The 23709-nt window shown below is 71.8% G+C and carries 28 protein-coding genes; 16 read left to right on the top strand and 12 right to left on the bottom strand.

Going from position 1 to position 23709, the window contains the following annotated elements:
- Window position 1: 1 nt before the first annotated feature.
- Both V2J52_RS11815 and focA read left to right on the top strand, forming a co-directional pair.
- On the top strand, window positions 2-232 hold the full coding sequence (locus V2J52_RS11815; protein ID WP_331227916.1) for a hypothetical protein: 231 nt from the start codon (window positions 2-4) through the stop codon (window positions 230-232).
- 46 nt (window positions 233-278) lie between these two features.
- Entirely contained in the window at window positions 279-1172 is an 894-nt protein-coding gene (gene focA / locus V2J52_RS11810; protein WP_331227915.1) for a formate transporter FocA, read from the top strand.
- A 77-nt stretch (window positions 1173-1249) separates the two neighbouring features.
- On the opposite strand, the gene V2J52_RS11805 is transcribed toward focA, so the two are convergent.
- On the bottom strand, window positions 1250-1693 hold the full coding sequence (locus tag V2J52_RS11805) for an RpiB/LacA/LacB family sugar-phosphate isomerase (RefSeq protein WP_331227914.1): 444 nt from the start codon (window positions 1691-1693) through the stop codon (window positions 1250-1252).
- A gap of 208 nt (window positions 1694-1901) precedes the next feature.
- Here V2J52_RS11805 and V2J52_RS11800 point away from each other — a divergent pair, with 208 nt between their 5' ends.
- Window positions 1902-2936: an NAD(P)-dependent alcohol dehydrogenase gene (locus tag V2J52_RS11800; protein ID WP_331227913.1), complete on the top strand. Its 1035-nt coding sequence runs from the start codon at window positions 1902-1904 to the stop codon at window positions 2934-2936.
- A gap of 33 nt (window positions 2937-2969) precedes the next feature.
- Here V2J52_RS11800 and V2J52_RS11795 read toward each other — a convergent pair whose 3' ends face one another.
- Both V2J52_RS11795 and V2J52_RS11790 read right to left on the bottom strand, forming a co-directional pair.
- Window positions 2970-4586, bottom strand: a complete 1617-nt coding sequence (locus V2J52_RS11795) for a LuxR C-terminal-related transcriptional regulator (protein WP_331227912.1) — start codon at window positions 4584-4586, stop codon at window positions 2970-2972.
- Between the two features lie 33 nt (window positions 4587-4619).
- Window positions 4620-5717: a flavin-containing monooxygenase gene (locus tag V2J52_RS11790; RefSeq protein ID WP_331227911.1), complete on the bottom strand. Its 1098-nt coding sequence runs from the start codon at window positions 5715-5717 to the stop codon at window positions 4620-4622.
- 166 nt (window positions 5718-5883) lie between these two features.
- Here V2J52_RS11790 and V2J52_RS11785 point away from each other — a divergent pair, with 166 nt between their 5' ends.
- On the top strand, window positions 5884-6714 hold the full coding sequence (locus tag V2J52_RS11785) for an LLM class flavin-dependent oxidoreductase (protein ID WP_331227910.1): 831 nt from the start codon (window positions 5884-5886) through the stop codon (window positions 6712-6714).
- Window positions 6715-6770: 56 nt separating this feature from the next.
- Here V2J52_RS11785 and V2J52_RS11780 read toward each other — a convergent pair whose 3' ends face one another.
- From V2J52_RS11780 to V2J52_RS11770, 3 genes are read right to left on the bottom strand one after another with little or no spacing between them, the layout of a single operon-like run.
- Window positions 6771-8285: an SIR2 family protein gene (locus tag V2J52_RS11780; RefSeq protein ID WP_331227909.1), complete on the bottom strand. Its 1515-nt coding sequence runs from the start codon at window positions 8283-8285 to the stop codon at window positions 6771-6773.
- A 51-nt stretch (window positions 8286-8336) separates the two neighbouring features.
- Window positions 8337-8906 (bottom strand): G/U mismatch-specific DNA glycosylase, encoded by a 570-nt coding sequence (mug, locus tag V2J52_RS11775; RefSeq protein ID WP_331227908.1) that lies wholly within the window; start codon window positions 8904-8906, stop codon window positions 8337-8339.
- Between the two features lie 9 nt (window positions 8907-8915).
- Entirely contained in the window at window positions 8916-9056 is a 141-nt protein-coding gene (locus tag V2J52_RS11770) for a hypothetical protein (protein ID WP_331227907.1), read from the bottom strand.
- Here V2J52_RS11770 and V2J52_RS11765 point away from each other — a divergent pair.
- From V2J52_RS11765 to dinB, 8 genes are all read left to right on the top strand, one after another.
- Window positions 9055-10521 carry a glucose-6-phosphate dehydrogenase gene (locus V2J52_RS11765; protein ID WP_331227906.1) on the top strand — a complete coding sequence of 489 codons (1467 nt, stop codon included), beginning with the start codon at window positions 9055-9057 and terminating at the stop codon, window positions 10519-10521. The genes V2J52_RS11770 and V2J52_RS11765 overlap by 2 nt on opposite strands.
- Window positions 10518-10937, top strand: a complete 420-nt coding sequence (locus V2J52_RS11760) for a nuclear transport factor 2 family protein (protein WP_331227905.1) — start codon at window positions 10518-10520, stop codon at window positions 10935-10937. Before V2J52_RS11765 ends, V2J52_RS11760 begins: the two co-directional genes overlap by 4 nt.
- 96 nt (window positions 10938-11033) lie before the next feature.
- Window positions 11034-11363, top strand: coding sequence for a hypothetical protein (locus tag V2J52_RS11755; protein ID WP_331227904.1), 330 nt, complete (start codon window positions 11034-11036; stop codon window positions 11361-11363).
- A 26-nt stretch (window positions 11364-11389) separates the two neighbouring features.
- Window positions 11390-12226 carry an MBL fold metallo-hydrolase gene (locus tag V2J52_RS11750; RefSeq protein ID WP_331227903.1) on the top strand — a complete coding sequence of 279 codons (837 nt, stop codon included), beginning with the start codon at window positions 11390-11392 and terminating at the stop codon, window positions 12224-12226.
- Between the two features lie 127 nt (window positions 12227-12353).
- The gene (locus V2J52_RS11745) at window positions 12354-13040 is read left to right on the top strand and encodes a ribonuclease H family protein (RefSeq protein ID WP_331227902.1); all 687 of its coding nucleotides are present in this window, start codon (window positions 12354-12356) and stop codon (window positions 13038-13040) included.
- A gap of 80 nt (window positions 13041-13120) precedes the next feature.
- Window positions 13121-13924, top strand: a complete 804-nt coding sequence (locus V2J52_RS11740) for an isocitrate lyase/PEP mutase family protein (protein ID WP_331227901.1) — start codon at window positions 13121-13123, stop codon at window positions 13922-13924.
- Window positions 13925-13946: 22 nt separating this feature from the next.
- Window positions 13947-14354 (top strand): RidA family protein, encoded by a 408-nt coding sequence (locus V2J52_RS11735; protein WP_331227900.1) that lies wholly within the window; start codon window positions 13947-13949, stop codon window positions 14352-14354.
- Between the two features lie 84 nt (window positions 14355-14438).
- Complete coding sequence (gene dinB, locus V2J52_RS11730; RefSeq protein WP_331227899.1) at window positions 14439-15698, top strand: DNA polymerase IV; 1260 nt, start codon at window positions 14439-14441, stop codon at window positions 15696-15698.
- Between the two features lie 39 nt (window positions 15699-15737).
- Here the strand turns inward: dinB and V2J52_RS11725 are convergent, their stop codons facing one another.
- Window positions 15738-16382 carry a helix-turn-helix domain-containing protein gene (locus V2J52_RS11725; protein ID WP_331227898.1) on the bottom strand — a complete coding sequence of 215 codons (645 nt, stop codon included), beginning with the start codon at window positions 16380-16382 and terminating at the stop codon, window positions 15738-15740.
- Window positions 16383-16479: 97 nt separating this feature from the next.
- On the opposite strand from V2J52_RS11725, the gene V2J52_RS11720 reads away from it, so the two are divergent.
- Window positions 16480-17433: an NAD(P)/FAD-dependent oxidoreductase gene (locus tag V2J52_RS11720; RefSeq protein ID WP_331227897.1), complete on the top strand. Its 954-nt coding sequence runs from the start codon at window positions 16480-16482 to the stop codon at window positions 17431-17433.
- A gap of 158 nt (window positions 17434-17591) precedes the next feature.
- On the opposite strand, the gene V2J52_RS11715 is transcribed toward V2J52_RS11720, so the two are convergent.
- Both V2J52_RS11715 and V2J52_RS11710 read right to left on the bottom strand, forming a co-directional pair.
- Window positions 17592-19160, bottom strand: coding sequence for an HNH endonuclease (locus V2J52_RS11715; RefSeq protein WP_331227896.1), 1569 nt, complete (start codon window positions 19158-19160; stop codon window positions 17592-17594).
- A gap of 150 nt (window positions 19161-19310) precedes the next feature.
- A complete protein-coding gene (locus V2J52_RS11710; RefSeq protein ID WP_331227895.1) occupies window positions 19311-19991 on the bottom strand; it encodes a Crp/Fnr family transcriptional regulator in 681 nt (226 codons plus the stop codon).
- 66 nt (window positions 19992-20057) lie between these two features.
- Here V2J52_RS11710 and V2J52_RS11705 point away from each other — a divergent pair, with 66 nt between their 5' ends.
- Window positions 20058-20405 (top strand): ArsR/SmtB family transcription factor, encoded by a 348-nt coding sequence (locus tag V2J52_RS11705; RefSeq protein ID WP_331227894.1) that lies wholly within the window; start codon window positions 20058-20060, stop codon window positions 20403-20405.
- A 17-nt stretch (window positions 20406-20422) separates the two neighbouring features.
- Entirely contained in the window at window positions 20423-21400 is a 978-nt protein-coding gene (locus V2J52_RS11700; RefSeq protein ID WP_331227893.1) for an SRPBCC family protein, read from the top strand.
- A gap of 43 nt (window positions 21401-21443) precedes the next feature.
- Here V2J52_RS11700 and V2J52_RS11695 read toward each other — a convergent pair whose 3' ends face one another.
- Together V2J52_RS11695 and V2J52_RS11690 are read right to left on the bottom strand one after the other, a co-directional pair.
- Window positions 21444-22100, bottom strand: a complete 657-nt coding sequence (locus V2J52_RS11695) for an SRPBCC domain-containing protein (protein ID WP_331227892.1) — start codon at window positions 22098-22100, stop codon at window positions 21444-21446.
- Complete coding sequence (locus V2J52_RS11690) at window positions 22097-22453, bottom strand: ArsR/SmtB family transcription factor (RefSeq protein ID WP_331227891.1); 357 nt, start codon at window positions 22451-22453, stop codon at window positions 22097-22099. The genes V2J52_RS11695 and V2J52_RS11690 overlap by 4 nt, the downstream gene beginning before the upstream one ends.
- 69 nt (window positions 22454-22522) lie before the next feature.
- Between V2J52_RS11690 and V2J52_RS11685 the strand changes: the two genes are divergently transcribed.
- Window positions 22523-23215: an NAD-dependent deacylase gene (locus tag V2J52_RS11685; RefSeq protein WP_331227890.1), complete on the top strand. Its 693-nt coding sequence runs from the start codon at window positions 22523-22525 to the stop codon at window positions 23213-23215.
- 13 nt (window positions 23216-23228) lie between these two features.
- Here the strand turns inward: V2J52_RS11685 and V2J52_RS11680 are convergent, their stop codons facing one another.
- Window positions 23229-23645 (bottom strand): VOC family protein, encoded by a 417-nt coding sequence (locus tag V2J52_RS11680; RefSeq protein WP_331227889.1) that lies wholly within the window; start codon window positions 23643-23645, stop codon window positions 23229-23231.
- Between the last annotated feature and the right edge of the window lie 64 nt (window positions 23646-23709).

Here is a 23709-nt window from a genome sequence, read left to right as displayed (position 1 = left end):
GATGCCGAACATACAGAACACCACCTTCGTGATCATCGGCATGGACACCGCCGACGACGCACGCATCGTCAAGGACCGGCTCTACCACATGGGCGGGCTCGGAGGCGTGGCTACCGAGATCGTTCCCGGTGGACAGTCGCGCATCCACATCAAGCACAAGGACGAGATCACCCTCGACCGGGCACTGATCGAGGAAGTGCTGCGGGCCGCCGGCGACTACCGGCTCCGCTGAGTGGACCCGCTCGCGCACGACACGACCTGAGCACGACAGGAGACCCATGCCGGACTCGATTCTCACTCCTGCCCAGATGGCCCAGGCGGCGGAGGACGGCGCATACGCCAAGGCCACCGGCCGGCCGCTGAAGTCGTTCCTGCTCGGCCTGACCGCCGGCGGGTACATCGCGCTGGGCTTCGTCTTCTTCGTCACCAGCCAGGTCGGTGCGGCGGACATGCCGTGGGGCGTGGCCCGGGTGCTCGGTGGCGTCGTCTTCGCCACCGGGCTCGTCCTTGTGGTGCTCACCGGGGCGGAGCTGTTCACCTCCTCGACCCTGACCCTCACGGCCCGGGCGAGCGGCCGGATCAGCTGGGGCCAGCTGTTGAAGAACTGGGGCGTGGTCTACGTCGCCAACTTCATCGGCGCGCTGACGATCGTGGCCCTGGTCTTCTTCGGCGGGACCTGGCGTGGCGCCGACGGCGGCTGGGGCGCCGTCGTCCTCAACAGCTCGCTCGGCAAGGTGAGCCACCCGTTCCTCGAGGCCTTCGTGCTCGGGATCCTGTGCAACCTCATGGTGTGCCTGGCGATCTGGGCCGCCTACTCCGGACGCACGACGACGGACAAGATCCTCGCGGTCACCATGCCGATCGCGCTGTTCGTCGCCGCCGGTTTCGAGCACTCAGTGGCCAACATGTTCATGATCCCCCTCGGACTGCTCATCAACTACACCGCCGGCGGCGACTTCTGGATCGACGCAGGCCTGGTGCAGAGCGACTTCGCCGCGCTCACCTGGGATGCGTTCCTCGTCGACAACCTGCTGCCCGTCACCCTGGGCAACATCGTCGGCGGCGGGGTGATGATCGGAGTCCTGTACTGGACGATCTTCCACCACTTCGACGGTCCCAAGCCGCAGCCGGAGCAGGGCGGGAAGGGCACGGCCTCGGCGGCGGGCCACTGAACTGAACCCGGCGCGATGCCCCTGTCTAGACCTGCAAGCGGAATCCCCGCGTGGCGGCGGGCCGAGACAAGATCCGCTCAGTCAGTCGCCTCGAAAGCGACGATCTCCTCGAGCTTCGGCCCGTAGCTGCTTTCCGGATCGTGGCGTAGGTCCAGCCACACATCGACCAGGGCCTTGGCCGCTACCGGGGCGATGATGTTCTGCCCCATGCACAGGACCTGTGCGTCGTAGTTCTCCACCGAACCGCGGACGGTCAGGAGATCATGAGCCGTCGCCGCTCGCACGCCCTTGACCTTGCTCGCCGCGATCGCGGTGCCGATGCCGGTCCCGCACACCAGGATGGCGCGATCGGCCCTCCCATCGAGGACGGCCTGCGCCGCCAGGAAGGACACCTGCGGGTAGGTGATGTCCACACGCGAAAGGTCGACGACCGTACTCACGCGGTCGTCGGCCGCGAGCTGCGCCTTCAGCTCATCCTTCAACGTCGCACCGTTGGCCGGCGCCCCGATCACGATCCTCATAGGTCTGATCCCTCTCTGCCGATGCCTGAACACTCCACCTGCCGATCATCGTCCATGGCGGCGACTGAGATCGCCACTGTGCCGGCGCCGATCTTCTCCGCGGGGACGACGATGGTCGAGACCACGCGGGACGTCGTGCCCAGGCAACCGGCCGACGGGGCTGACATGCTCGAGCTGCCCGAACGCACCGCCCAGAGAGGACCGAACCATGAAAGCACTGCAATACCGCACTATCGGCGCAGGACCCGAGGTCGTCGAGATCGAGACGCCCGATCCGGGACCGGGGCAGGTGCGGCTCAAGGTCAGCGCGGCCGGTGTCTGCCACTCCGACGAGTTCGTCATGAGCCTGCCGCAGGAGCAGTACATCTACGGGCTTCCGCTCACCCTGGGCCACGAGGGAGCCGGCGTCGTCGACAAGCTCGGCGCCGGAGTCACCGGCGTGAGCCTCGGTGAGTCGGTGGCGGTCTACGGACCGTGGGGCTGCGGCCACTGCTACCTGTGCGCCCAGGGCAAGGAGAACTACTGCCCCCGGGCCGGCGAGCTCGGTATCGCCCCGCCCGGGCTCGGCTCGCCGGGCGCGATGGCGGAGTACATGATCGTCGACAGCGCCCGCCACCTGGTGCCGCTGGGCGACCTCGACCCGGTCGCCAGCGTCTCACTGACCGACGCCGGCCTCACGCCCTACCACGCCATCATGACCGCGCTGCCGGCGCTGGTGCCCGGATCCACCGCGGTCGCGATCGGTGCCGGCGGCCTCGGGCACGTCGGGATCCAGATCCTGCGGGCGATGACGTCGGCCACCGTGGTGGCGCTGGACGTCAACGAGGACAAGTTGGCGCTGGCACGGGAGGTCGGCGCCCACCACGCGTTCCTGTCGAACGACGACGCGGTCGAGGAGGTCAAGCGACTCACCGGCGGCCGTGGCGCCCAGGCGGTGTTCGACTTCGTCGGCGTCCAGCCGACGATGGAGCTCGGCAGCAAGATGATCGCCGTCGGCGGCCGCCAGGTGATGGTCGGCGTCGGGAGCGGGACGCTGCCGGTCGGCTTCCTCGACCGGCCCTTCGAGTCCGCGGTCAGCGCACCGTACTGGGGCTACCGCCACGAGCTGTTCGAGGTGCTCGAGCTGGCTCGCACGGGTGCGGTGTCGGTGGAGACCGAGGTCTTCTCCCTCGACGACGCGCCGCGGGCCTACGAGAAGCTCCACGCGGGCACGTTGCGCGGTCGCGCGGTCATCGTGCCGTAGCGGGGCATCGTGCTGGTCCGTCTTGCCGGCAAGTCACACCAGTCCGTGGGTGAAGGCGAACGCCGTGGCGGCGGTCCGGGAGCCGACGTCGAGCTTGCCGAAGATGTTGGACAGGTGCCTGGCAACGGTCTTCTCGCTGAGCACCAGGCTGGTCGCGATCTGCGCGTTGCTGCGCCCGGCGGCGACCAGCCGGAGCACCTCGACCTCCCGGGCGGTGAGCCCGGCCGGCAGCGCCGGTGGTGCCAGGTGCTGGGCCGCGGTGTCCGCGGCGGGACGCGCGCCGAGCCGCCGGAAGGTGCCCTGGGCCGCCTCGAGCTCGCGCCGGGAGGAGCCGACGTCGCCCACGGTGGCCATCGCGAGCCCGAGGAGCACCTGCACCCGGGCGCACTCGTAGGGGGACTCGGCCCTCGTCCACAGCTGGTGCGCCTTGCGCAGGTAGGGGAGCGCGCCCAGGGCGTCGCCGGCGGCCAGCTCGACGGCGCCGGACGCGTGGGCGGCCATCGCGTCGACGGAGAGGCAGCCGAACGTCGCGGCCAGCGCGGTCAGCTCATCGGCCGCTTGCCGTGCCCGCTCGACGTCACCGGTGGCGAGAAGGACCTCGACGTCGGCCGGCAGCAGCCGGCAGCGCTGGACCGGGCCGCCGCCCTCGGCCAGCAACCGGTCCAGCGCCTGCCGTGCCGCGTCGGTCTGGCCGCGCGCCAGCCACAGCAGTGCGAGGCCGGGCTGCGGGTCGTAGCCGTGGTCGGCGGCGACCTGGTAGGCGGCGTCGGCCTGCTGCCAGTCGCCGCGCAGCCGGTGGACGTCGCCGGCCTCGTAGGCGGCCTGCCCGATGGCGTCGGGCGCGCCGACCTGCCGGTAGCGCTCGGCGGCCCGCGCGAACTCGTCCAGCGCGGCCGACCACTCGCCGCGGATCCGCATCAGCTGGCCGCGGTGGACGGCGCACTGGCCGGTGAAGATGAGCAGTCCCGGCTGCGCTGCGCACCAGCGCTCGAGGGCCGAGGTCCACTCCGCCACCCGGCCGAAGTCGCTGATCTCCTGGCAGCCCTCGATCGCGGTGCAGTAGACGTGGCCGGCGATGATCGGTGACGCCTCGCCGGCGATGACCCGGACCATCGCCTCGTCGAGCAGCGCCAGCCCGGCGCTGATCCGGCCGGCGTAGATCGCCAACCGCCCCTGGGAGCACACCCCCATGGTGATGAGGTCGGTGTCGTGGTGACGGCGTCCGACGGCGACGGCCTCGTCCGCGGCGGCCGCGGCGACGTCGTACGCGCCGGCGCCCAGGGCGCGGAACATCCGCAGGAAGGCGACCCAGCCGCGGGCGGCGCCGTCGCTGCCGGCGACCAGCTGCTCCGCGCGGGCGGTCCAACCGGCGGCCATCGCCGGCTCGCCGTGGGTGGCCGTCGTCATCGCCAGCCGGAAGGCGCATCTCACCGCCCGCTCCCGGTCCTCCTCCTGCCACCGGCCGAAGGCCTGCTGCAGCGCCACCACGGCGTCGTCGTGGTGGCCGAGCAGCTCGGCTGCGGTGGCGAGGTCCGCCAGATCGACGGCGGCGAGCGCGCCCGGGTCCGCTGCGGCCCAACCGTCGAACGCGACCTGCCAGTCACCGCGTCCGAAGGCGGTACGTGCCTGCCCGAGCTCGCTGACGCTCATCGCGGGAACCTCCACCAGCGAGTTTACGGCGCGTCAGGCAGCCACGGCGGTTCTCGCGCGGTGCTGTCGGGCGACGATCCGGCCGGCGACGTAGTCGCCGTCGCGACCGGCCCCGGTGACGAGCATCGAGCTGAACGCGTACTGGAAGCTGAGCCCGCAGAAGTACAGCCCGGGGGCGCCGTCGACCACGCCGCGCAGCTCCCGGGGATAGCCGTCCTCGTCGCGGATCGGCAGCCCGATCCAGTCGAAGTCCTGCCGGAAGCCGGTCGCCCAGATTACGTTCGCCACGTCGCGGGGTTTCCCGTCGACCACCGGGAGCCCGCCGCGGACCTTTTCGATCCGAGAGGTGACGCGCTCGACCCCGCGGGATGCAAGGTCGGCCCGCTTGACCCGCAGCGCCGGGCCGCCGTGGAAGCGGATGTGCGGCATCATGCGCCGCCCGATGGGGGTGCGACGGGTGAGGACGTGGCGCCACGCGAAGATCAGCACCGGGAAGATCACGTGCATCGCGCGGGAGTCGAGCCGCGGCGGGATCTGCCCGCAGTCGCGACCGGCGAGGATCGTCGGGTGGGTCTGGGCGACCTCGAACGCGATGTCGGTCCCGGAGTGGCTGGCCCCGACCACGAGCACCGGGCCGTCCTGCAGCTGGCCGGGTCGGCGGTACTCGCTGGAGTGCAGCTGCAGGATCGACGGGTCGAGCTTCTCCGCGACCGCCGGCACGTGCGGCGTGCGGCCGAAGGTGCCGGTGGCGACCACGACGTTGTCGCAGCGGTAGCGCCCCTGGTCGGTGGTGACGACGTACTTCTCCCCGTGCCGCTCGAGCGTCCGGACCCGGGCCTCGAGTGCCACCGGTAGCTGAAAGTGACGGGCGTAGCTCTCCAGGTAGTCACCGACCTGGTCCTTGCCCGGGTACGTCCACTTCTCGGCGGGCAGCGGCAGGCCCGGCAGGCTGTCGTACTGGGCGGGCGAGTAGAGCGCGAGGGGGTCCCACTGCCGGCGCCAGTTGTCGCCGACCCGGGAGCTGGCGTCGAGGATGACGAACGGCTGGCCCCTGCGCTGCAGGTGGTAACCGGTCGCCAGGCCCGCCTGGCCGGCGCCGATGATGACCGTCTCGATCTCGGTGATGTCCATGTCGACGACGTTAGGTTCGCGCGGGGGAGCGCCGCGTCGGGCGTGCTGCCCATGTTTCCCCGGCGCCCGTGTGGGTGGAAATACCCACCAGCCCCCGGCGCCTCGGTGCTCCACCGGTTCGGCGCCAGGCCTGTTCGCCATCGCGCTGCGGCGGTAGCGTCGGTGGATGAAGTTCGGAGTCGTCGGGACCTTCGCGTCCGCCGAGCAGGTCGTGGCGATGGCGGTTGCCGCCGAGGACGCCGGCTGGGACGGCTTCTTCACCTGGGACGGCATCAGCATCGGGCCGACCGACACCTTCGACCCGTGGGCGCTGCTCGGCGCGATCGCCGTCCGAACCTCCCGGATCAGGCTGGGCGCGATGGTCTTCGCCCTGCCGCGCCGGCAGCCGTGGCAGGTCGCCCGGGAGGCGATCACGGTGGACCACCTCTCTGGCGGGCGGCTGGTGATTCCGGTGGGGCTCGGCGCGGTGGACGACGGCGGGTTCAGCCGCGTCTCGGGCGCCACCACCGACCGCCGCACCCGCGCCGAGCTGCTGGACGACTCGCTGGCGATCCTCGACCTCGCCTGGCGGGGTGAGCCGTTCAGCTATACCGGCACCCACCACCGGGTCTCGGACCTGGTTTTCCGACCCCGGCCCGTGCAACGGCCACGCGTCCCGATCTGGGTGGTGGGTGCGTGGCCGGCGCCTCGGTCGATGAACCGCGCGGTGCGGTGGGACGGCGTGCTGCCCGTCCCGCTCGCGGGCCGGGAGCACCGGGTGACGCCGGAGATGGTCGCCGAGATCCGCGGCTGGGCGGCCGAGCGCCGGCCGGACGGCGGCGCCGGTTTCGACATCGTCGTCGAGGGTGTGCTGCCCGACGACGACGACGGCACCGCCCACGTCCGCGAGCTCGCTTCGGCCGGGGCGACCTGGTGGATCGAGTCGCGGTGGGAGGGCGCCGCGTCCCGGCCGGAGAACCTGCTCGCCCGGATCCAGCAGGGTCCGCCGCGGCTGTGAGCACCACCTGCCGAGCTGCGTCCCGAGCAGCGAGCCGTGGCCCTCGATCGGCCCGGTTACGAAGGAGGGCCGAGGCGGTCGAGCGCGTGGATCAGCGTTCCCCACTCGCTGCCCAGCTCGCTGATCTGGGCTCGGAGGCGACGAGCGGCGTCGACCGCGTCGTGCTCGCGCTGGCTGTCGAGGAGATAGGCGTACCGTTCGTCGAGCAGGTGGGCGTTCGGCGCGGCGAGTGCCGCCAGCAGGTCCAGGAAGATCGCGAGATCGCGAGCCTGGTTGGCGGTGTCGGGCTGGGTGGAGGTCGCGACGTAGTCGAAGGTGCCTTCCCACAGCAGTTCCTTCGCCCGGTTGAGCGACATGTCGATCACGGTTCCCAGCGGTCGACGGACGGCGCCGGCGTCCTGCGAGCTCCGGTAGAACTCCATGACTTCATGGGCCAGCCGCAGGAAGTTGTCATCGGTCAGCGAGGCACCGACCACGAGCAGGTGCTTGGTCATCATCAGGGCCTGGACGACCGAGCCAAGCGGGCGTGACCGGGAGTCGTACCGGACGTAGTCGCTGCGGGTGAGCACGATGGCGTCCTGACGGCTGACGTCGCCGTGCATCTTCAGCAGCCAGGGCTGCCCCGGGAGGGTCTCGCCGTACGGCAGGACGGGCAGCGTCTCGTTGGCGACGTCTGCCGAGGCCTTCTCGTAGAGCGTGTCGTAGTTGGTGGTGATGACCTCGGTGCAGCCGAGCGTGGCCAACATCGAGTGGGCGATCGCGTAGCGGTCCGAGCCGGTGACGGCCTGCACCACCGCCTGGCCGAACTCGTCCCCGAGCTTCCTGCGGAGAAGCTCGGCCTTGTCGAGGCTGGTCTCCAGTCCCGCCAGCTCCACCCCGGCCTGCGACGCGAGCTGCTCGAGCAGCTCGGTCCACGACGGGAGTCCGGCCCCCATGCTCACTCCGGCGCCGACGAACAGCGCGAGCTCGCCGCTGACGGCACGTGTCGCGAGCTCTTCGGCGCGGCTCACCAGGTCCGGCGAGAGGTCGAAGTGCTGCTTCCCGGCTCGCCGGGCTCGCTGGAAGGCGGTGTAGTCGGCCGGTTGGGCGGCGACGATGACGACGTCGACATCGAGCCGGTCGACCGCCTGCTGGCAGGTCTCGAGCTGGGTCTCGATGACCGCGCCGCGAACGGCGTCGAAGCCGCCCAGCCCGGTGCCGAGGGTCGGGATCGCCACGAGCGGCTTGACCCGCCCCGAGGCGTTGGCCACGCCGGCGGACGCGATGTCGGTCAGCGTGGCGCGGAGGCGTGCCATGACGTCGCTCAGCTCGTCGGCCGGCTCGCCGCCGTAGCGAGCGACATCGACGAACCAGGTGGGCTGCGTGGTCTGCCCGCTCGCCCGGCCGTACCGCTGCGTGGGCCAGTTGCGCGGCGTGAGCTCGTCGATCGCCGAGCTGGACAGCTGCTCGCTGCCCAGGGCGGCGTGCCACGGCGGCTCGACCGTGAAGTAGCGATCCGTCGGGACGACGATGGCGTCGCAGTCCAGGTGTCCGATCCTCGCGTGGACGACGAAGACGTGGCCGCGGCTCATGGCTTGACGTTAGCGACTGAGGTGCGCGGCCGCCTGCGCCGAGGGCTCGCGTCAGCCGGCGCGCTCGTCGACCTGGCGCCGCAGCTGGGCGAAGACCGCTGCCAGCTTCTCCGGGGTGAAGTGGGCGTTGAGGCCGCTCGGGTTGGGCAGCACCCACACCCGCGTCGCACCGAGCCGGAGGTCCTGCTCGCCGTACGTCGCCCCGGGACGGTCGAACGCCGTGCGGAACGCGGTCACCCCGAGCACCGCCAACCACGGTGGCCGCCACTGGTCCACGGTGGCGGCCAGCCGCTGCCCACCGGCGCGCAGCTCGTCGGTGGACAGCTCGGCCGCCGTCGCCGACGCCCGCGCGACGACGTTCGTCACGCCCAGCCCGAATCCGAGCAGCTCCTCCTGCTCCGCCGGTGCCAGCTGGCGGGGGGTGAACCCGGACCGGTGCAGCGCGGGCCAGAACCGGTTGCCCGGTCGGGCGAAGTGGTAGCCGGTCCACGCGGAGTAGAGACCCGGGTTGATGCCGCAGAACAGCACCCGCATGCCCGGCCCCACGACGTCGGGCAGCGTGCGGTCGGCCGCGGCCTGGAGCTCGGCCCGGGTCGGACGGCGCTCAGCAGCACGAGCCATGCCGCGACACTACGACACGACGTCGAGGCACCGGACGAACCGGCGCCGGGCGGGGCGGCTCACGCCGGACGGGTAGGAGTTGACGTCGCCGTGGATGATGGTGCGCGTGGGACCGCTGCCCCAGCGACCCGTCGTCGGAAGGAAGATCATGACCGAGGTGCCCCAGAGGTCCGGTGAGGAGACCCGCACGCTGCTCGTCCTGGGCGGCAGCGGCGATCTTGCTGGTCGGTTGCTGCTGCCTGGTCTGGGGCGGCTGCTGGCCACCGGGCGGAGCCCGGACCTGCGCCTGGTGGGCGCCGGTGTGGAGGACTGGGACGACGAGCGGTGGCGCGCGAGGTTGCGCGAGGTCTTCGCGGTCGAGCCGAGCATCGAGATGCCACCGTGGGAACGGTTCACGCCGCTCGAGCAGGAACCCGGTGCGGCCACGCTGCGGCGCCTCGAGCGCGAGTCCGTCTACCGGCAGGCCGATGTCACCCGCGCCGAGGATCTTCGTCGCGTCCTGCGCGAGTGCGAGGCTCCGCTGGGGATCTATTTCGCGCTGCCGCCGGCGGTCACCGAGCGCGCCTGCCACGCGCTCGAGGAGATCGGCGTGCCCGCCGGCACCCGCCTGATCATCGAGAAGCCGTTCGGGACCGACCAGGAGTCGGCGCGCCGGCTGAACGACGTCGTCGGGCGGCTGGTCCCGGAGGACCACGTTCACCGGGTGGACCATTTCCTGGGCAAGAGCACGGTGCTGAACATCCTCGGGTTCCGCTTCGCGAACCGGATCTTCGAACCGGTGTGGAACGCCGCGCACGTCGAGCGGGTGGACATCGTCTACGACGAGAGCCGTGCGCTCGAAGGGCGCGCCCGGTACTACGACAGCTCCGGCGCGCTGCGGGACATGATCCAGAGCCACCTGCTGCAGGTGCTGGCACTGATCACCATGGGCCCGCCGAGCACCCTGGGAGAGCGCGACGTCCGCGACCGGATCGCCCAGGTGCTGCGTGCCACCCGGGCGGGTGAACCGGAGAGGTACAGCCGGCGCGCCCGCTACGGGGCGGGCGCGGTCGAGGGGCGCCAGCTGCCGGCGTACGTCGAGGAGCCCGGGGTGGACCCGGCGCGGCAGACCGAGACGCTGGCCGAGGTGACGTTCTTCATCGACAACTGGCGGTGGAAGGGCGTGCCCTTCACCCTCCGGTCGGCCAAGGGCATCACGCCCACCCGGAAGGAGGCGCTCATCACCTTCAAGCCGGTGCCCCACCTGCCGGTCGGGCTCACCGGCACGTCGCAGCCGACACGGCTGCGGATCGGCCTGGGTCCCGAGTGCCTCGACCTCGATATCGACATCAACGGTTCCGACGACCCGTGGGCGCTCGACCGGGTGACGCTCTCGACCGGCTTCGGCGCCGGCGAGCTGCCCGCCTACGGGGAAGTGCTGGCCGGCGTCCTCGAGGCGGACCCGTTGCTGTCGGTACGCGGCGACGTCGCGGAGGAGTGCTGGCGGATCGTCGAGCCGGTGCTCGACGCCTGGAGCGACGGGCGCGTGCCGCTGGAGGAGTACGAGGCAGGCTCGGACGGGACGCCAACGCCGCTGACCCACCACACCACGTTGACGACGGCGAGGCAGCCATGACAGCCAGGCACCCGACCGACGACCCCGACCGCCGCGAGTTCCAGGCACTGCTCGACGACTGGGCGGACGCCATCGTGGCGGACGACGCCGACCGCATCGAGCAGTTCGCCGAGCCGGACTGGGAGATCATCGGTCCCGACAGCGGCCCCGCGCCGAGCGACGGCTTCCTCGCCGTCGTACGCGACGGCAGCCTCACCCACTCGCAGATGGCCTTCGAGGTGCTCTCGGTGCGGCGCGAGGGGACGCTCGCCGTCGTCGTCTCGCACGGCACCAACCGAGGGCAGTGGCGGGGCGAGCCGTTCAGCGTCGACGAGTGGACCACGGACGTCTTCGTCCGGCGCGACGGCCGCTGGCGCTGCCGACTCACGGCACTGACGCCCAACTACGCCGCCGCCGACACCGTTCCCGGCGGCTGAGGGCATCGCCGGTTCCATCACGGTAGTGCGGCTCGACCGATAAGGTCGTGCTGATCGGAATGGATCGGCCCCGACGACGAAGGCGACTACCCCTCCATGTCCCAGTTCCCCCAGGATCAGCCGCAGTACAGCGGCCCGCCGGTCTACCACGGCCCGCCGGCGCACACGACGTACTCCACCGAGTCGATGGTCGCCGAGAAGACCGCGCAGCTGAGCCTCATCTTCGGCATCATCGGGCTGTTCTTCTTCGGGCTGGTTTTTGGCCCGCTAGCGATCTGGCAGGCCAGCAAGGCAGAGAAGATGAACAAGCCTGCGACGGCGGGCAAGGTGCTCGGCTGGATCGCCCTCGTGTTCGGTATCGGCCAGATCATCCTGTTCTTCGTCGTCATCGGTGGACTGCTCGCGATCGGCGGCGCGAGCTACTGAGACCCGCAGGATTGGCCGGTGGACCGATGTCCGTCAGCTGTGCCACGTGCGCCGTCGAGTACGACGAGCCCACCCCCGAGGTGTGTCCGATCTGCGCCGACGAGCGGCAGTGGGTGCCCGCCGAGGGGCAGCGGTGGACCGACCTCGCCACGCTGCGCGCCGCCGGCCAGCGGCTGCGGTGGTCCGACCCGGAGCCGGGACGTGCCGCGATCAGCACCGAGCCGTCCGTCGGGATCGGTCAGACCGCCCAGCTGGTCACCACCCCGACCGGCTCGCTGCTGTGGGACCCGCCGGGCTACCTCGACGACGAGACGGTCGCGCGGGTCCGCGCCCGTGGCCCGGTGCTCGGGGTGGCGGCCAGCCATCCGCACATGTTCGGCGCCCAGCTGTCATGGGGTGAGGCGCTCGACGCGCCGGTGCTCGTCTGCCAGGCGGACGAGCAGTGGCTCGGGCGCCGGTCGGAGCGCATCGAGCTGTTCGGCGACTCCCGGACGGTCGCTCCCGGGCTGAGCATCCATCGGATCGGTGGCCACTTCGCCGGCAGCGCGATCGCGCACTGGCGCGACGGGGCCGGCGGACGCGGCGTCGTCCTCAGCGGTGACACCGTCTTCCCGAACCCGGACCGCACCTCGGTGGGGTTCATGCGCAGCTACCCGAACAAGATCCCGCTCTCCGCAGCGGTCGTCCGCCGCATCGCCGACCGGCTGGCCGAGCTCGAGTTCGACCGGATCGTCGGCAACTTCGCCAACACCATTGAGACCGGCGCCCGCGACGCCGTCGCGCGCTCCGCGCAACGGCACATCGCGTGGGTGCGGGGCGACCACGACGACCAGACCGGAACGGCTACCGCAGCGCCGCGATAGCCCTGCCCGGCCGAGCCCGGGGTGGCCTCGGCCACTTCCCGCCGCCGCCCCGGCGTGGTGCCTGCTCGCGGGGCCGTCTTCGGCGTAGGACGGTGGCAGACACGACTCACGACGCAAGGAGCACCCCGTGGCCGCATGGTCGACCCAGACCGTCCTGGGCAAGCAGCTCGGCATGACCGCCCGGCAGGTCGGCACCGAGCTGACCAGGCTCGGTCTCAAGGACGGCGCCGCCGCTACCGCGCAGGCGCTCGAGCGGGATCTGGCGAAGCCCGCGAAGATGCGCACCGGGGAGACGTTCTACACGTGGCGCACCACCGAGGTGCTCGCGCTGCTCGGCGGCGCGCAGCTGCCGCCCGCCCCGCCCGCCCGCGACTACTCGGCGTTCGACAAGATCATCGCCACCGACGGGTCGGCCATCCGCAACCCTGGCCCCACCGGCTGGGCGTGGGTCGACCAGCGCACCCGGCAGACCGGCGCGGGGCGCTTCGACCACGGCACCAACAACATCGGCGAGATGAGCGCCGTCATCGAGGCCCTCGACTACGCCGGTCCGGACGGCGACATCCTCATCCGCGCCGACGCCAAGTACGTCATCGACATGGCCACCAAGTGGCTGCCCGGCTGGAAGCGTCGCGGCTGGAAGAAGGGCGACGGGAACCCGCCGGAGAACCTCGAGCTGGTCAAGCGCCTCGACGCCGCCCTGCAGTCGCGCCGCGGCCGCACCGAGTTCGAGTGGGTCCGCGGCCACTCCGGGGACGAGTTCAACGACATCGTCGACGCGCTCGCCAACGCGCAGGCGCGCGGGGTGGCCTGAGCGGATCGCGCCGTCGGCGGATGGATCGATCAGGCTTGAGGGCACTGTCCCCGTCCCCCACCACCCCGTAGCCTGACGTCATGACATCCCAGGTAACGAACGAGCACACGACGTCGCGGGCCGGTCGGGCGCGCACCCTCTCCGCGCTGCACGCGGAGCCCGAGATCCTCCGGGTGGTGAACGTGTGGGACGTGGTGTCTGCGAAGGCGATCCTCGCGCTGCCCGAGACCAGGGCCCTGGCCACGGCGGGGCACTCGATCGCCGCCACCTTCGGGTACCCGGACGGCACCATCCCGTTCGACCTCACGCTCGACATGGTCGGGCGCATCGTCGACGCCGCCGGCGAGGTGCCGGTGTCCGCCGACCTCGACGACGGCTACGAGGATGCCGGCGAGACCACCCGCCGGGCGATCGGCGTGGGTATCGTCGGCGCGAACGTCGAGGACCGGCTGCGTCCGGTCGCCGAGGCGGCGGCGCGGGTCGAGGCGATCGTTGCCGCGGGTGCGGCCGAGGGAGTGCCGTTCGCTCTGAACGCGCGGACCGACGCGTTCGTCCGCGCGGGCGACCGGCCGGTTGCGGACTCGATCGCCGACGCGATCGAGCGCGGCCGGGCGTACCTCGCGGCGGGTGCCGACATCGTCTTTGTGCCCGGGGTGCTCGACGCCGACGTCACCCGGCAGCTGGTGGAGGGTATCGGGGAGCGCAAGGTCAGCGTGATCGGGCTGCCCGGCGCGCTCACCGCCGAGGAGTACGAAGCGCTCGGTGTCGCCCGCATCTCCTACGGGCCGACCACCCAGCGCGTCGCTCTCACCGCACTCCAGGACGTGGCGCAGAGCCTGTACGCCGACGGCGTGATCCCGTCGTCGACGCGCGCGCTCAACTGACGCGCTCAACTGAGCCGGGCCCATGCCATCTCTTGTCGAGCTCATCCGGTCCCGCACCCTCTCCGACGTCGCGGAGTACGCGTACGCCGCCACCGCGCCAGCAGGTACTCGGTTCGTCTTCCTGGCCGGCTCGTGCCCGCTGGACGCCGACGGGCGGACGGTCGCCGTTGGCGACTACGCCGGCCAAGCAGCCCAGGCGGTGGCCAACCTGCGCGCGGCTCTCGACGATGCCGGCGCCTCGATCACGGACGTGATCAGCACCCGCGTGCTCGTCGCGTCCTCGCAGCAAGCGGACCTGGTGGCCGCGTGGGAGGTCGTACGTGATGCTTTTGGCGAGCACGATGTGCCGAGCACCCTCATGGGGGTGACCGTGCTCGGCTACGACGATCAGCTCGTCGAGATCGAGGCGGTCGCCGCCGTCGAGGAGTGACCGGCTGACGTCGGGGCGAAGGCCTCGGGATTGCCTTGGCCTGCCAGCGATGCTGTCGAACGCGCGTTCGAGTATGCTTCGGCTGTGTCCACCGGACCGACCATCCTCCACGCCGACCTCGACGCGTTCTACGCCTCGGTCGAGCAGCTCCTCGAGCCTGCCCTTCGTGGGCGGCCGATCGCTGTCGGCGGCAGCGCTCGTGGGGGAGTGGTCCTCGCCGCCTCCTACGAGGCCAAGGCGCACGGCGTTGCCGGGGGCATGGCGGGGTGGCGTGCGGCGCAGCTGTGCCCCGGCCTGACGTTCGTCCCCGGGAACTTCGCGCGCTACCAGCCGCTCGCCGACGACGTCATGGCGATCCTGGGCGACATGACGCCGCTGGTGCAGCGGGTCTCCATCGACGAGGCGTTCCTCGACGTCGCCGGCTCCACGCACCTGTTCGGCCCGCCGGCGACCATCGCCGCACTCATCCGCAGCCGGGTGCGCGACGAGGTCGGGCTGCCCATCTCGGTGGGCGCGGCGCGTACCAAGCACCTGGCCAAGATCGCCTCGCAGGTCGCCAAGCCGGACGGTCTGGTCGTCGTCGAGCCGGCCGACGAGCGGAGCTTCCTCGCACCGTTGTCGGTCGGTCTCATCTGGGGCGTGGGGCCGGTGACCAAGCAGCGTCTTGCCGACCGCGGCATCCACACCATCGGCGACCTCGCGGAGACTGACAGGTCGACGGTGGAGCGGATGCTGGGCCGGGCCACTGGCGGCACGCTCCACAGCCGCGCGAACAACGAGGACGCACGTCGAGTGACGGCGTCGGCCCGGGCCAGCTCGGTCGGCGCGCAGTCGGCGACCGGCCGCCGGGTGGCGACGCCCGAGCTGGTGCGCGAGGTTCTCAGCCATCTCGCCGAGCGGGTGGCGGGCCGGCTGCGGGCCAAGGAGCGGGCGGGGCGCACCGTCACCGTTCGGGTGCGGTTCCTCGCCATGCGCGCCGTCACCCGTTCCCACACGCTGGCGGCGCCGATCTCCTCGACTCTCACGCTCACCGAGGTTTCCGAGCGGCTGGTGTGGCAGGCGCTCGACGATGAGCCGGACGGCCCGGTCGAGGTGACCCTGCTGGGCATCTCGGTGTCCAACTTGACGGCCCAGGAGGCGATTCAGCTCGAGCTGCCGCTGCCACCGCCCGACCCGTGGCGGCCGGGCTCGCAGACCGGCGCCGCGCGGTGGGCGCTGGACCACTCGATGGACGCGATCCGTGACCGGTTCGGGCGCTCCGCCGTCGGATACCTGCCGGCGACGCTCGGCCGTGCGGCCGGTGTGCCGGACGACTTCCGGGAGCTCGCCGAGCGGGAGCTGTGACGGTGGTGGGGTTCGCGGCGGCGCGTGGTCGGAGGGTCTCTAGTCTTCCGGCGTCGCCGCCGCTGCCGCCGGGGAAGCCTCCGCCGTCGGCGCGGCTCGTAGGTGTGCTCGCTCGCCCTGCTTGCCGATGAGGCTGAGGTACTCCACCGGTCCGGCGCTGGTGGCGCCGAACCAGTGCGGGGTGCGGGTGTCGAACTCGGCGGCCTCGCCGGGCTCGAGGCGCAGGTCGTGCTCGCCGAGGACGAGGCGCAGCGTGCCGTTGAGGACGTACACCCAGTCGTGCCCCTCGTGGGTGCGCGGCTCGGGGACCTGGTCGTCCCGCCCGGCCGGCACGATGAACTTGTACGCCTGGATGCCGCCCGGCCGGCGGGTGAGGGGCAGTGCCACCATGCCGCCCTTGAGGGTGACCGGCCGGAGGTTGATCCGGGGGTCGCCGGTGGGTGGTGCGTCGACCAGCTCGTCGAGGGTCGCTCCGTAGACCCGGGCGAGCGGCAGCAGCTGCTCGAGGGTGGGGCGTCGCAGGCCGGCCTCGAGCCGGGAGAGGGTGCTCGCGGAGATGCCGGTGCGTGCCGCGAGGTCCGTCAGCGTGATCTCGCGGCGCTGTCGCAGGCGCTTCAGTCGTGGCCCGACGGCGTCGAGGGTGCGGTCCAGGCGGTTGCTCTCGTTGTCCATCGCGTTGTCCATGCAGCTAGTTTGCCATTCGGCAAGAGTGCTTGCACATCAGCCGCATCCGCGTGCACCATCGACGACGTACATGATCTGGCACGCGGAGGAGCTCAAGATGACTGAATCGGCAGGAACGATGCAGGACGTGGTGGTCGTGGGAGGTGGCGCGGCGGGACTTGGCGCGGCGCTGACGTTGGCACGGGCGCGGCGCCGGGTGACCGTTGTCGACGGCGGTCAGCCGCGGAACGCGCCCGCCGACGGGGTGCACGCCCTCCTGGGGCTCGACGGCGTCAGTCCGGCGGAGCTGCTCCGGCGCGGTCGCGACGAGGTCACCGGTTACGGCGGCGAGATCGTCGCGGGCCAGGTGGTCGACGCCGTCGCCGTCGCGGATGGCTTCGCGGTCACCCTCGCCGACGGCGTGACCATCCGTGCGCGGCGCCTGGTGATCGCGACGGGGCTCCTCGACGAGCTGCCGGAGATCCCCGGCGTCGCCGAGCTGTGGGGCAAGCAGGTGATCCACTGCCCGTACTGCCACGGCTGGGAGGTGCGTGACCGTGCGATCGGCGTCCTCGGTACGGGCCCGATGTCGGTGCACCAGGCACTGCTGTTCCGGCAGTGGAGCGACGACGTCCGGCTGTTCGCCCGTGACCTGGCGATCAGTGCGGATGAGCGGTTGAAGCTCGACGCGCTGGGCATCGCGGTGATCGAGGGCGACGTCGTGCGGCTCGAGGTCGAGAGCGACGAGCTCAGGGGTGTCCGGCTGGAGGACGGCCGGGTCGTCCCGGTGGAAGCCGTCGTGGTGGCGTCGCGGATGGTCGCGCGCATCGAGCCGTTCGCGGGCCTCGGGATCGAGCCGACGGAGCACCCCATGGGCTCCTACGTCACCGCCGATCCGACGGGTCGCACCACCGTGCCCGGCGTGTGGGTCGCCGGCAACGCCACGGACCTCTCCGCGCAGGTCGGCGCCGCCGCGGCCGACGGCGCCCGGGTGGCGGCGCAGGTCAACGCCGACCTCATCTTTGCCGACGCCGATCGGGCCGTGGCGCGGATGGTCGGCGCGGCGAACTGACGGCCTCGCGGCCGGATGTCACAGGTCGGTTCTGGTGTGGGACGACGGCCCCGCCCGAGCCCAGCAGGCGGGGTCAACCCCACGACGGCTTCGCCACCGGGCTGCCAATGTGTGGTGGGGAGCGGGGCGCCGCAGGTCGTCCTGCGGCGCCTGGCGCCTTACTGGCCGGTGGTTGGTGGTGGTCGGGTGGTGTAGCTGGTGGCGGTGGGGGTGGTGGTGATCACTGCGGGCCAGGTGCCTGAGGATCCGGTGCCGATGGCTCCGGTGGCTCCGGTGGCTCCGGTGGCTCCGATGGCTCCGATGGGGCTGGGTGTTGGTGGGGCGGTGCCGGGGAGGCGGCCGAGGGCGCCTTCGAGTCTGGCCTGCCAGCCGGGGAGTTCTTTGATGTAGTTGCAGCGTTCGCAGAGTCCTTGCAGGTTGGGGGCGGTGGTGGGGCCGCCGCGGGCGTGGGGTACGACGTGGTCGATGTGGCGGACGGGGGCGTCGCACCAGGCGGTGCGGCAGGTGGCGCCGTCGCGCAGGGTGATGAAGGTGGCTAGGCCGGCGGGTGCGGTGCGTGCGCGCGAGGTCATCGCGACGAGCTGGCCGGTGGTGGGGTGGGTGAAGAGCTGTCGGAGCCAGACGCCGGTGGGTTGGTCGGTGGCCAGTGCGCGGGCGATGAGGTCGCGGGCCCATGGGGCGGGGACGGTGCCGTAGCCCGGTAGCACGGCGGGGTCGTTGCTGGCGTTGAGCAGGGCGTGGTCGGTCATCACGAGCTGGACCTGGACTGGTACGGCGGGGCTGTCGAGCTGGCCGGTGACGTGCCCGATCAGGGTGTCGGCCATGAGCTGGCCCCGGCCGCGGGGGTCGCCGGTGGCGATGGCGGAGTCGGCGGCCCTGGTGAGGGTGGAGTGGCAGGTCAGTGCTTGGGCGGCGGGCAGTAGTGCGTTGAGGTAGGCCATGCCGTGGGCTGCTGGGCGCAGTGTTACCCGGCGGTCCTTGGCGGCCTTGGTGGTGCGCTCGGCTGCGGCGTCGGGGGAGAGCTCGTAGGCCGCGCGCCGGGCCTCGGCGGTCAGTCGGTTGTCGCCCCAGGTGGCGAACCGTGCCGGGTCGGTGCACACGTTCTCGTCGAGGGTGGTCCGCTCGGTGGCGTCCATTGCCTCGGTCTCGGCCGCGAGGAGTCCGGCGCGTCGTTCGCTGAGTGCGCCGGTGCGCATCGCTGCCAGGGTGTGGGGCATGCCCGCGACGATCTTCCTGGCCAGGGCGAGCTCGCGGCCGGCTTTGTGGGGGGACAGGCGCCGGGCGAGTGCGATCTCGGCGCTGACGCCCTTGCCCCGGCGCGCGGCGCGCACGCCCTCGTCCTTCTCTCGGTCACGTCGGGCCCGCTCGAAGCTGGTGACGAGCACCGCTTGGGCGGCGGCGGTGGCGGCCTTGAGGTCCTCCAGGGCACGAACCGCGTCGAGGTGCTGGGCCTCGGTCAGACCGGTCACGACGCCGGTCGGGTCCAGCGCGACCCCGGCGAGCGTCTGCTGCAGCGAGGCGGCGACGCTCACCAGGTCCACCCGCTGGGGGCCCAGGGCAGCCATCTCCAGCTCTCGCAGCTCGGCGAGCTCCTCGGGGGTGGGGCAGGGACCGGCGAACAGCTCCTCGAGGTCGCCCATGGCCTCCAGCCACGCCATCTCTGCCTCGTCCTGGGCCGTGACCAGCGTGTCCGCGCGACGGTCCTCGATGACGGTCGCCTGGATCACCTCCCGCGCTGTGCCGACCCTCCTTCGGGCCTGTTCTCACCGTAGCCGCGCCCACTGACACCGACCGAGAACCGTTGCAATCACGCGGTTTGCGCTGGCCGCCTGGTGTGCTGCGACCCGGCCTGGCTGGTGAGCGCTGGCGGCTGCCGACTATCGGCTCAGCAGCTCCTCCAGCGCGACGGAGTCCCGTACGACGATCCCGGCGACGCCCGCCGTCTCGATGATGCCAGCGTCGGTCAGCGCACGCAGCGACCGGGACAGCGACTCGGGCGTGGTCCCGAGGTAGGACGCGATGTCCTTCTTGGTCAGCGGCAGCTCGACGAGAAGGCCGTGGTCGTGCGGGCGGGTGGGCTGATCGAGGAGGTAGTCCACCACCCGCCGCTCGACCGGCTCGAGGGTCTGCGCGGCGAGGCGCTGCTCGGTCCGGGAGAGCTGCGCGGCGAGCGAGCCGAGCATCGCGGCGCCGACCTCCGGGTACGTCCCCAGCAGCCCGGCGAGGTCGGCGTGGCGGAACTCGCACAGCACGGCGTCGGCCATCGCGGTAGCGGTGTGGCCCGGGTGCGAGCCGGTGAGGAAGGACTCGACGCCGATGAAGTCGCCGGGCTCCAGCACCCGCAGCAGCTGCTCGTCGCCGTCGGCGTTGGCCTTGGTCAGCCGCAGCCGGCCGGTGTTGACGACGATCAGGCTGGCGGCCGGCTCGCCCTCGAGGTAGACGATCTCGCCGCGGGCGACCCGGCGCGGCCGGGCCAGCGCGTGCACCTCGACCTGCTCCGACGGTGAGATTCCGGCGAAGATCGGGACGCGCGAGACGCACAGCGGCGGGGTGGGCATGGCCCGATCCTAGGCACTCGACGAACCCCTTGACACCAGCAGCCGTCAGGAATAACGTACAACCAAATGGTTGCACGAATTGGTCAGCGGTCCGCCCTCAGTGACGACGAGATCGACCGGATCTTCCGGGCTCTCGCCGACGCCACCCGGCGCGACATCGTCCGTCGCACCCTCACCGGAGTGGCGACGGTCTCGGCGCTGGCCGCGTCGTACGACATGTCCTTCGCTGCGGTGCAGAAGCACGTCGCCGTGCTGGAGGGGGCCGGCCTGGTGACGAAAGAACCGAACGGTCGCGAGCGCCTCGTGCGTGGGAACCCCGAGACGCTCCGGCAGGCGCAACAGCTGCTGGAGCAGTACGAACAGATGTGGCGCGGTCGGATCGACCGGCTCGACGCACTCCTCACCGAGGACTGACCAGAAAGGTACCCGCCATGCCCGTCACCACCGTCGAGAAGGACCTCGACGCCCTCACCATGACCATCGTCGCCGACTTCTCGGTGCCGGTCCGCCGGCTGTGGGACGCCTACGCCGACCCCCGCCAGATCGAGAAGTTCTGGGGGCCGGTGGAGTGGCCGGCGACCTTCACCCGGCACGACATGGCCCCGGGCGGCCGCTCCGTCTACTACATGACCGGCCCGGACGGCGAGCGGTCGAGCGGCTACTGGGAGTTCCTCGCCGTCGAGCCGGGCCGCTCCTTCGAGGTGCGTGACGGCTTCGCCGGTGCCGATGGCAGCCCGGACCCCGCGATGCCGTCGATGCGGATGGTCTACTCCTTCGAGGAGACCGGCGACGGCGCGCGCCTGGTCGCCACCACGTATTTCGACTCGCTCGACGAGCTGCAGAAGCTCATCGAGATGGGCATGGAGGACGGGACGCGGTCGGCGATGAGCCAGATCGACGACGTCGTGGCCGACCTCACCTCTTACGCCGCCGGCCGCGAGGTCGAGAGCCAGATCCTGGGCGACACCCAGGTACGGATCAGCCGGGTCATCCGCGGCTCGGTGCAGCGGGTGTGGGACGCCCACCACGACCCCGACCTCGTGCGCCGCTGGATGCTCGGGCCCGACGGCTGGACGATGCCGGTGTGCGAGGTGGCGACCGCCGTCGGGGAGAGCTACCGCTTCGAGTGGGAGCAGGACGGCGGCGGTGGCCGGTTCGGCTTCACCGGCGAGGTCCTCGAGTCGGCGCCGCCCCACCGGGAGGTGACCACCGAGCAGATGATCGGTATGGACGGCCCCGGGACGGTCAACGAGCTCACGCTGACGCCGGTCGAGGACGGCACGCTGCTGTCGACCGTCATCACCTACCCCGACGCCGAGGTCCGCGACGCCGTGCTGGCCACCGGGATGACCGACGGCATGGAGACCAGCTACGCCCGGCTCGAGGCGGAGGTGCTCACCCCGGCCTGAGGCGCCCTGCTCGGCCGGCTGGCCTACTCGGCCGGCTGGCCTACTACTCGGCGGGCTGGCCGGTGTAGAACGCGGTCGTGCGCTTCTCGGCCTCGCGGGCAGCGGCCTCGTCGGTGCCCGCGGAGACCGACGCGTCCGCCCAGCGCCGGCTGCTGCCGGTGATGAACTCGCGGGCCGAGTCGCTCCGCTCCCACTCCGAGCCCTCCGGCGGCTTGTCCGCCCCGGTGGCCAGGTGCAGCGCGAGACCGAGGAGAGACAGGTCCCAGCCGACGCCGGTGGCGCCCGGTCCGTAGGTGGTCCAGAAGTCGTTCGGGAACTCCTCGGTCGCGGTGTGCTCGAGGGTGAGGCGGGCGCCGTCGTCGCCGGCAGGCTCGACCCGCACCGCGATCCACGACACCGCGCCCTGGAACTCCCAGGTGGCGCGGAAGCTCGCCGGCGGCTCGCAGCTCTCGATGGTGCCGCCGGCGTTGCCCTCGACCTGGTAGCGCCCGCCGAGCTCGAGGTTGCCGCTGACCGGCGCGAACCACCGGGGGAGGCGCTCGGCGGAGGTGCAGGCGCCCCAGAGGTCCTCGACGGTCGTGGCGTACACCTGGCTGATGGTGGACACCACGGTGGCGGCGCCGTCCTTCTCGTCGATGGTCAGGCCGCGTTCGACGGCGTCGACCTGGCCGCTGGCGATGGTCGTGATGTCGTCGGTCATCGTGGTTCCTCTTCCTCGGTGTGTCGGGTGCGCCGCTCGCGCTTGCCGCGAGCGATCTCGGTGTCGAGGGCGGCCAGCCGCGGCTCCCAGAAGCTGCGGAAGTCGGCGAGCCAGTCGTCCAACTCGCGCAGCGGCTCGGCGTCGATGGCGTAGAGCCGGCGGCGTCCGTCCGCGCGGACGGTGGTGAAGCCGTGCCGTCGCAGCACCTTGAGGTGCTGCGAGACCGCCGGTTGGCTGATGCCGAACTCCTCGCCGATCCGCTCGGCGAGCGCGCCCGCCGGTCGCTCGCCGGTGGCGAGCAGCTCCAGCAGCCGGCGGCGGACCGGGTCGCCGAGGACGTCGAGTGCGTGCACGCGACCCATCGTGTCAACCGCCACTTGTATAAGTCAACGCTTATGCTGTCCTGGCTCACAATGGGTGCCATGAGCATCGTCGTCCTCACCGGAGCCGGGATATCGGCCGAGTCCGGGGTCGCTACCTTCCGCGACAGCGGCGGCCTGTGGGAGGGCCACGCGGTCGACGCCGTCGCGACCCCGGAGGGGTTCGCCGCCGACCCGGAGCTCGTGCAGCGGTTCTACGACGCCCGGCGCCGTGCGCTCGCCGCGGTCGAGCCCAACGCTGCCCACCGCGCGCTCGCGAGGCTCGAGCAGGAGCACGACGACGACGTCCTCCTCGTCACCCAGAACGTTGACGACCTCCACGAGCGCGCCGGGTCTCGCCGGGTGCTCCACATGCACGGCGAGCTCCGGCGCGCCCGGTGCGTCGCGTGCGGCACGCGCAGCCCCTGGCACGAGGACCTGCTGCCGGGGCCGCCCTGCCCGGCCTGCGGCGAACCGGCGCTGCGCCCGGACGTCGTCTGGTTCGGCGAGGTGCCGTACGACCTCGACGAGATCTTCACCGCGCTGGCGCAGTGCACGACCTTCGTCGCGGTCGGCACCTCCGGAGCGGTCTACCCGGCCGCCGGCTTCGTCATGATGGCGACGAACGCCGGCGCCCACACCGTCGAGCTCAACCTGGCGGCCAGCGAGATGACCTCCCGGTTCGAGGACGTCCGTGACGGCCCGGCGTCCGTGCTGGTGCCGCAGTGGGTGGACGAGGTGCTCGGCCGGGCGTGACAGCGGCGGCGGCTCAGGCGGCCTCGGCGGCGATGCTCACCATCCAGTGCGTGCCGAACCGGTCGGTGCACATCCCGAAGTGGTCGCCCCACGGGGCGACGACGAGCGGCTCGACGACGGTGCCGCCGTCGATCAGCGCCTCCCAGTAGCCGCGCAGCGTGTCGCCGTCGTCGCCGCTGAGCGAGATCGAGATGTCCGACCCGGTCTGGTACGGCACCGCCTCGGGCGTGTCGGACGCCATGAGGACGATGCCGCTCTCGCCGTCGAGCTGGCCGTGCATGACCTTGCCGGCCTCCGCGGCGGGGCCGCCGGGCATCGCGTCACCGAAGGTGCTGATCGTCAACGACCCGCCGAACACCGAGTGGTAGAACTCCAGCGCCTGCCGCGCGTCCTCCCGGAAGGACAGGTACGGGTTGAGCGTCACCGCCATGATCTCGCCTCTCTGCGACCGACTCCGACCAGCTGAGTATGGCCCTCGAGCGCGACGTGGGAAA

This window comes from Georgenia sunbinii (assembly GCF_036421875.1).
Taxonomy (GTDB): domain Bacteria; phylum Actinomycetota; class Actinomycetes; order Actinomycetales; family Actinomycetaceae; genus Georgenia_B; species Georgenia_B sunbinii.
This window is presented reverse-complemented; position numbering and strand designations above follow the sequence as displayed.

Excerpts from the sequence above, each read along its gene's own strand:
- V2J52_RS11685 (WP_331227890.1), top strand. The coding sequence starts at position 22,523 with ATGAGCATCGTCGTCCTCACCGGAGCCGGGATATCGGCCGAGTCCGGG.
- V2J52_RS11700 (WP_331227893.1), top strand. The coding sequence starts at position 20,423 with ATGCCCGTCACCACCGTCGAGAAGGACCTCGACGCCCTCACCATGACC.
- mug (WP_331227908.1), bottom strand. The coding sequence starts at position 8,906 with ATGGCTCGTGCTGCTGAGCGCCGTCCGACCCGGGCCGAGCTCCAGGCC.
- V2J52_RS11795 (WP_331227912.1), bottom strand. The coding sequence starts at position 4,586 with ATGAGCGTCAGCGAGCTCGGGCAGGCACGTACCGCCTTCGGACGCGGT.
- V2J52_RS11750 (WP_331227903.1), top strand. The coding sequence starts at position 11,390 with ATGTCCGTCAGCTGTGCCACGTGCGCCGTCGAGTACGACGAGCCCACC.
- V2J52_RS11790 (WP_331227911.1), bottom strand. The coding sequence starts at position 5,717 with ATGGACATCACCGAGATCGAGACGGTCATCATCGGCGCCGGCCAGGCG.
- V2J52_RS11705 (WP_331227894.1), top strand. The coding sequence starts at position 20,058 with ATGGTTGCACGAATTGGTCAGCGGTCCGCCCTCAGTGACGACGAGATC.
- V2J52_RS11740 (WP_331227901.1), top strand. The coding sequence starts at position 13,121 with ATGACATCCCAGGTAACGAACGAGCACACGACGTCGCGGGCCGGTCGG.
- V2J52_RS11735 (WP_331227900.1), top strand. The coding sequence starts at position 13,947 with ATGCCATCTCTTGTCGAGCTCATCCGGTCCCGCACCCTCTCCGACGTC.
- V2J52_RS11780 (WP_331227909.1), bottom strand. The coding sequence starts at position 8,285 with ATGAGCCGCGGCCACGTCTTCGTCGTCCACGCGAGGATCGGACACCTG.
- V2J52_RS11770 (WP_331227907.1), bottom strand. The coding sequence starts at position 9,056 with ATGATCTTCCTTCCGACGACGGGTCGCTGGGGCAGCGGTCCCACGCGC.
- V2J52_RS11710 (WP_331227895.1), bottom strand. The coding sequence starts at position 19,991 with ATGCCCACCCCGCCGCTGTGCGTCTCGCGCGTCCCGATCTTCGCCGGA.
- V2J52_RS11800 (WP_331227913.1), top strand. The coding sequence starts at position 1,902 with ATGAAAGCACTGCAATACCGCACTATCGGCGCAGGACCCGAGGTCGTC.
- V2J52_RS11765 (WP_331227906.1), top strand. The coding sequence starts at position 9,055 with ATGACCGAGGTGCCCCAGAGGTCCGGTGAGGAGACCCGCACGCTGCTC.
- V2J52_RS11695 (WP_331227892.1), bottom strand. The coding sequence starts at position 22,100 with ATGACCGACGACATCACGACCATCGCCAGCGGCCAGGTCGACGCCGTC.
- V2J52_RS11725 (WP_331227898.1), bottom strand. The coding sequence starts at position 16,382 with ATGGACAACGCGATGGACAACGAGAGCAACCGCCTGGACCGCACCCTC.
- V2J52_RS11720 (WP_331227897.1), top strand. The coding sequence starts at position 16,480 with ATGACTGAATCGGCAGGAACGATGCAGGACGTGGTGGTCGTGGGAGGT.
- V2J52_RS11755 (WP_331227904.1), top strand. The coding sequence starts at position 11,034 with ATGTCCCAGTTCCCCCAGGATCAGCCGCAGTACAGCGGCCCGCCGGTC.
- V2J52_RS11805 (WP_331227914.1), bottom strand. The coding sequence starts at position 1,693 with ATGAGGATCGTGATCGGGGCGCCGGCCAACGGTGCGACGTTGAAGGAT.
- V2J52_RS11815 (WP_331227916.1), top strand. The coding sequence starts at position 2 with ATGCCGAACATACAGAACACCACCTTCGTGATCATCGGCATGGACACC.
- V2J52_RS11785 (WP_331227910.1), top strand. The coding sequence starts at position 5,884 with ATGAAGTTCGGAGTCGTCGGGACCTTCGCGTCCGCCGAGCAGGTCGTG.
- focA (WP_331227915.1), top strand. The coding sequence starts at position 279 with ATGCCGGACTCGATTCTCACTCCTGCCCAGATGGCCCAGGCGGCGGAG.
- V2J52_RS11760 (WP_331227905.1), top strand. The coding sequence starts at position 10,518 with ATGACAGCCAGGCACCCGACCGACGACCCCGACCGCCGCGAGTTCCAG.
- V2J52_RS11680 (WP_331227889.1), bottom strand. The coding sequence starts at position 23,645 with ATGGCGGTGACGCTCAACCCGTACCTGTCCTTCCGGGAGGACGCGCGG.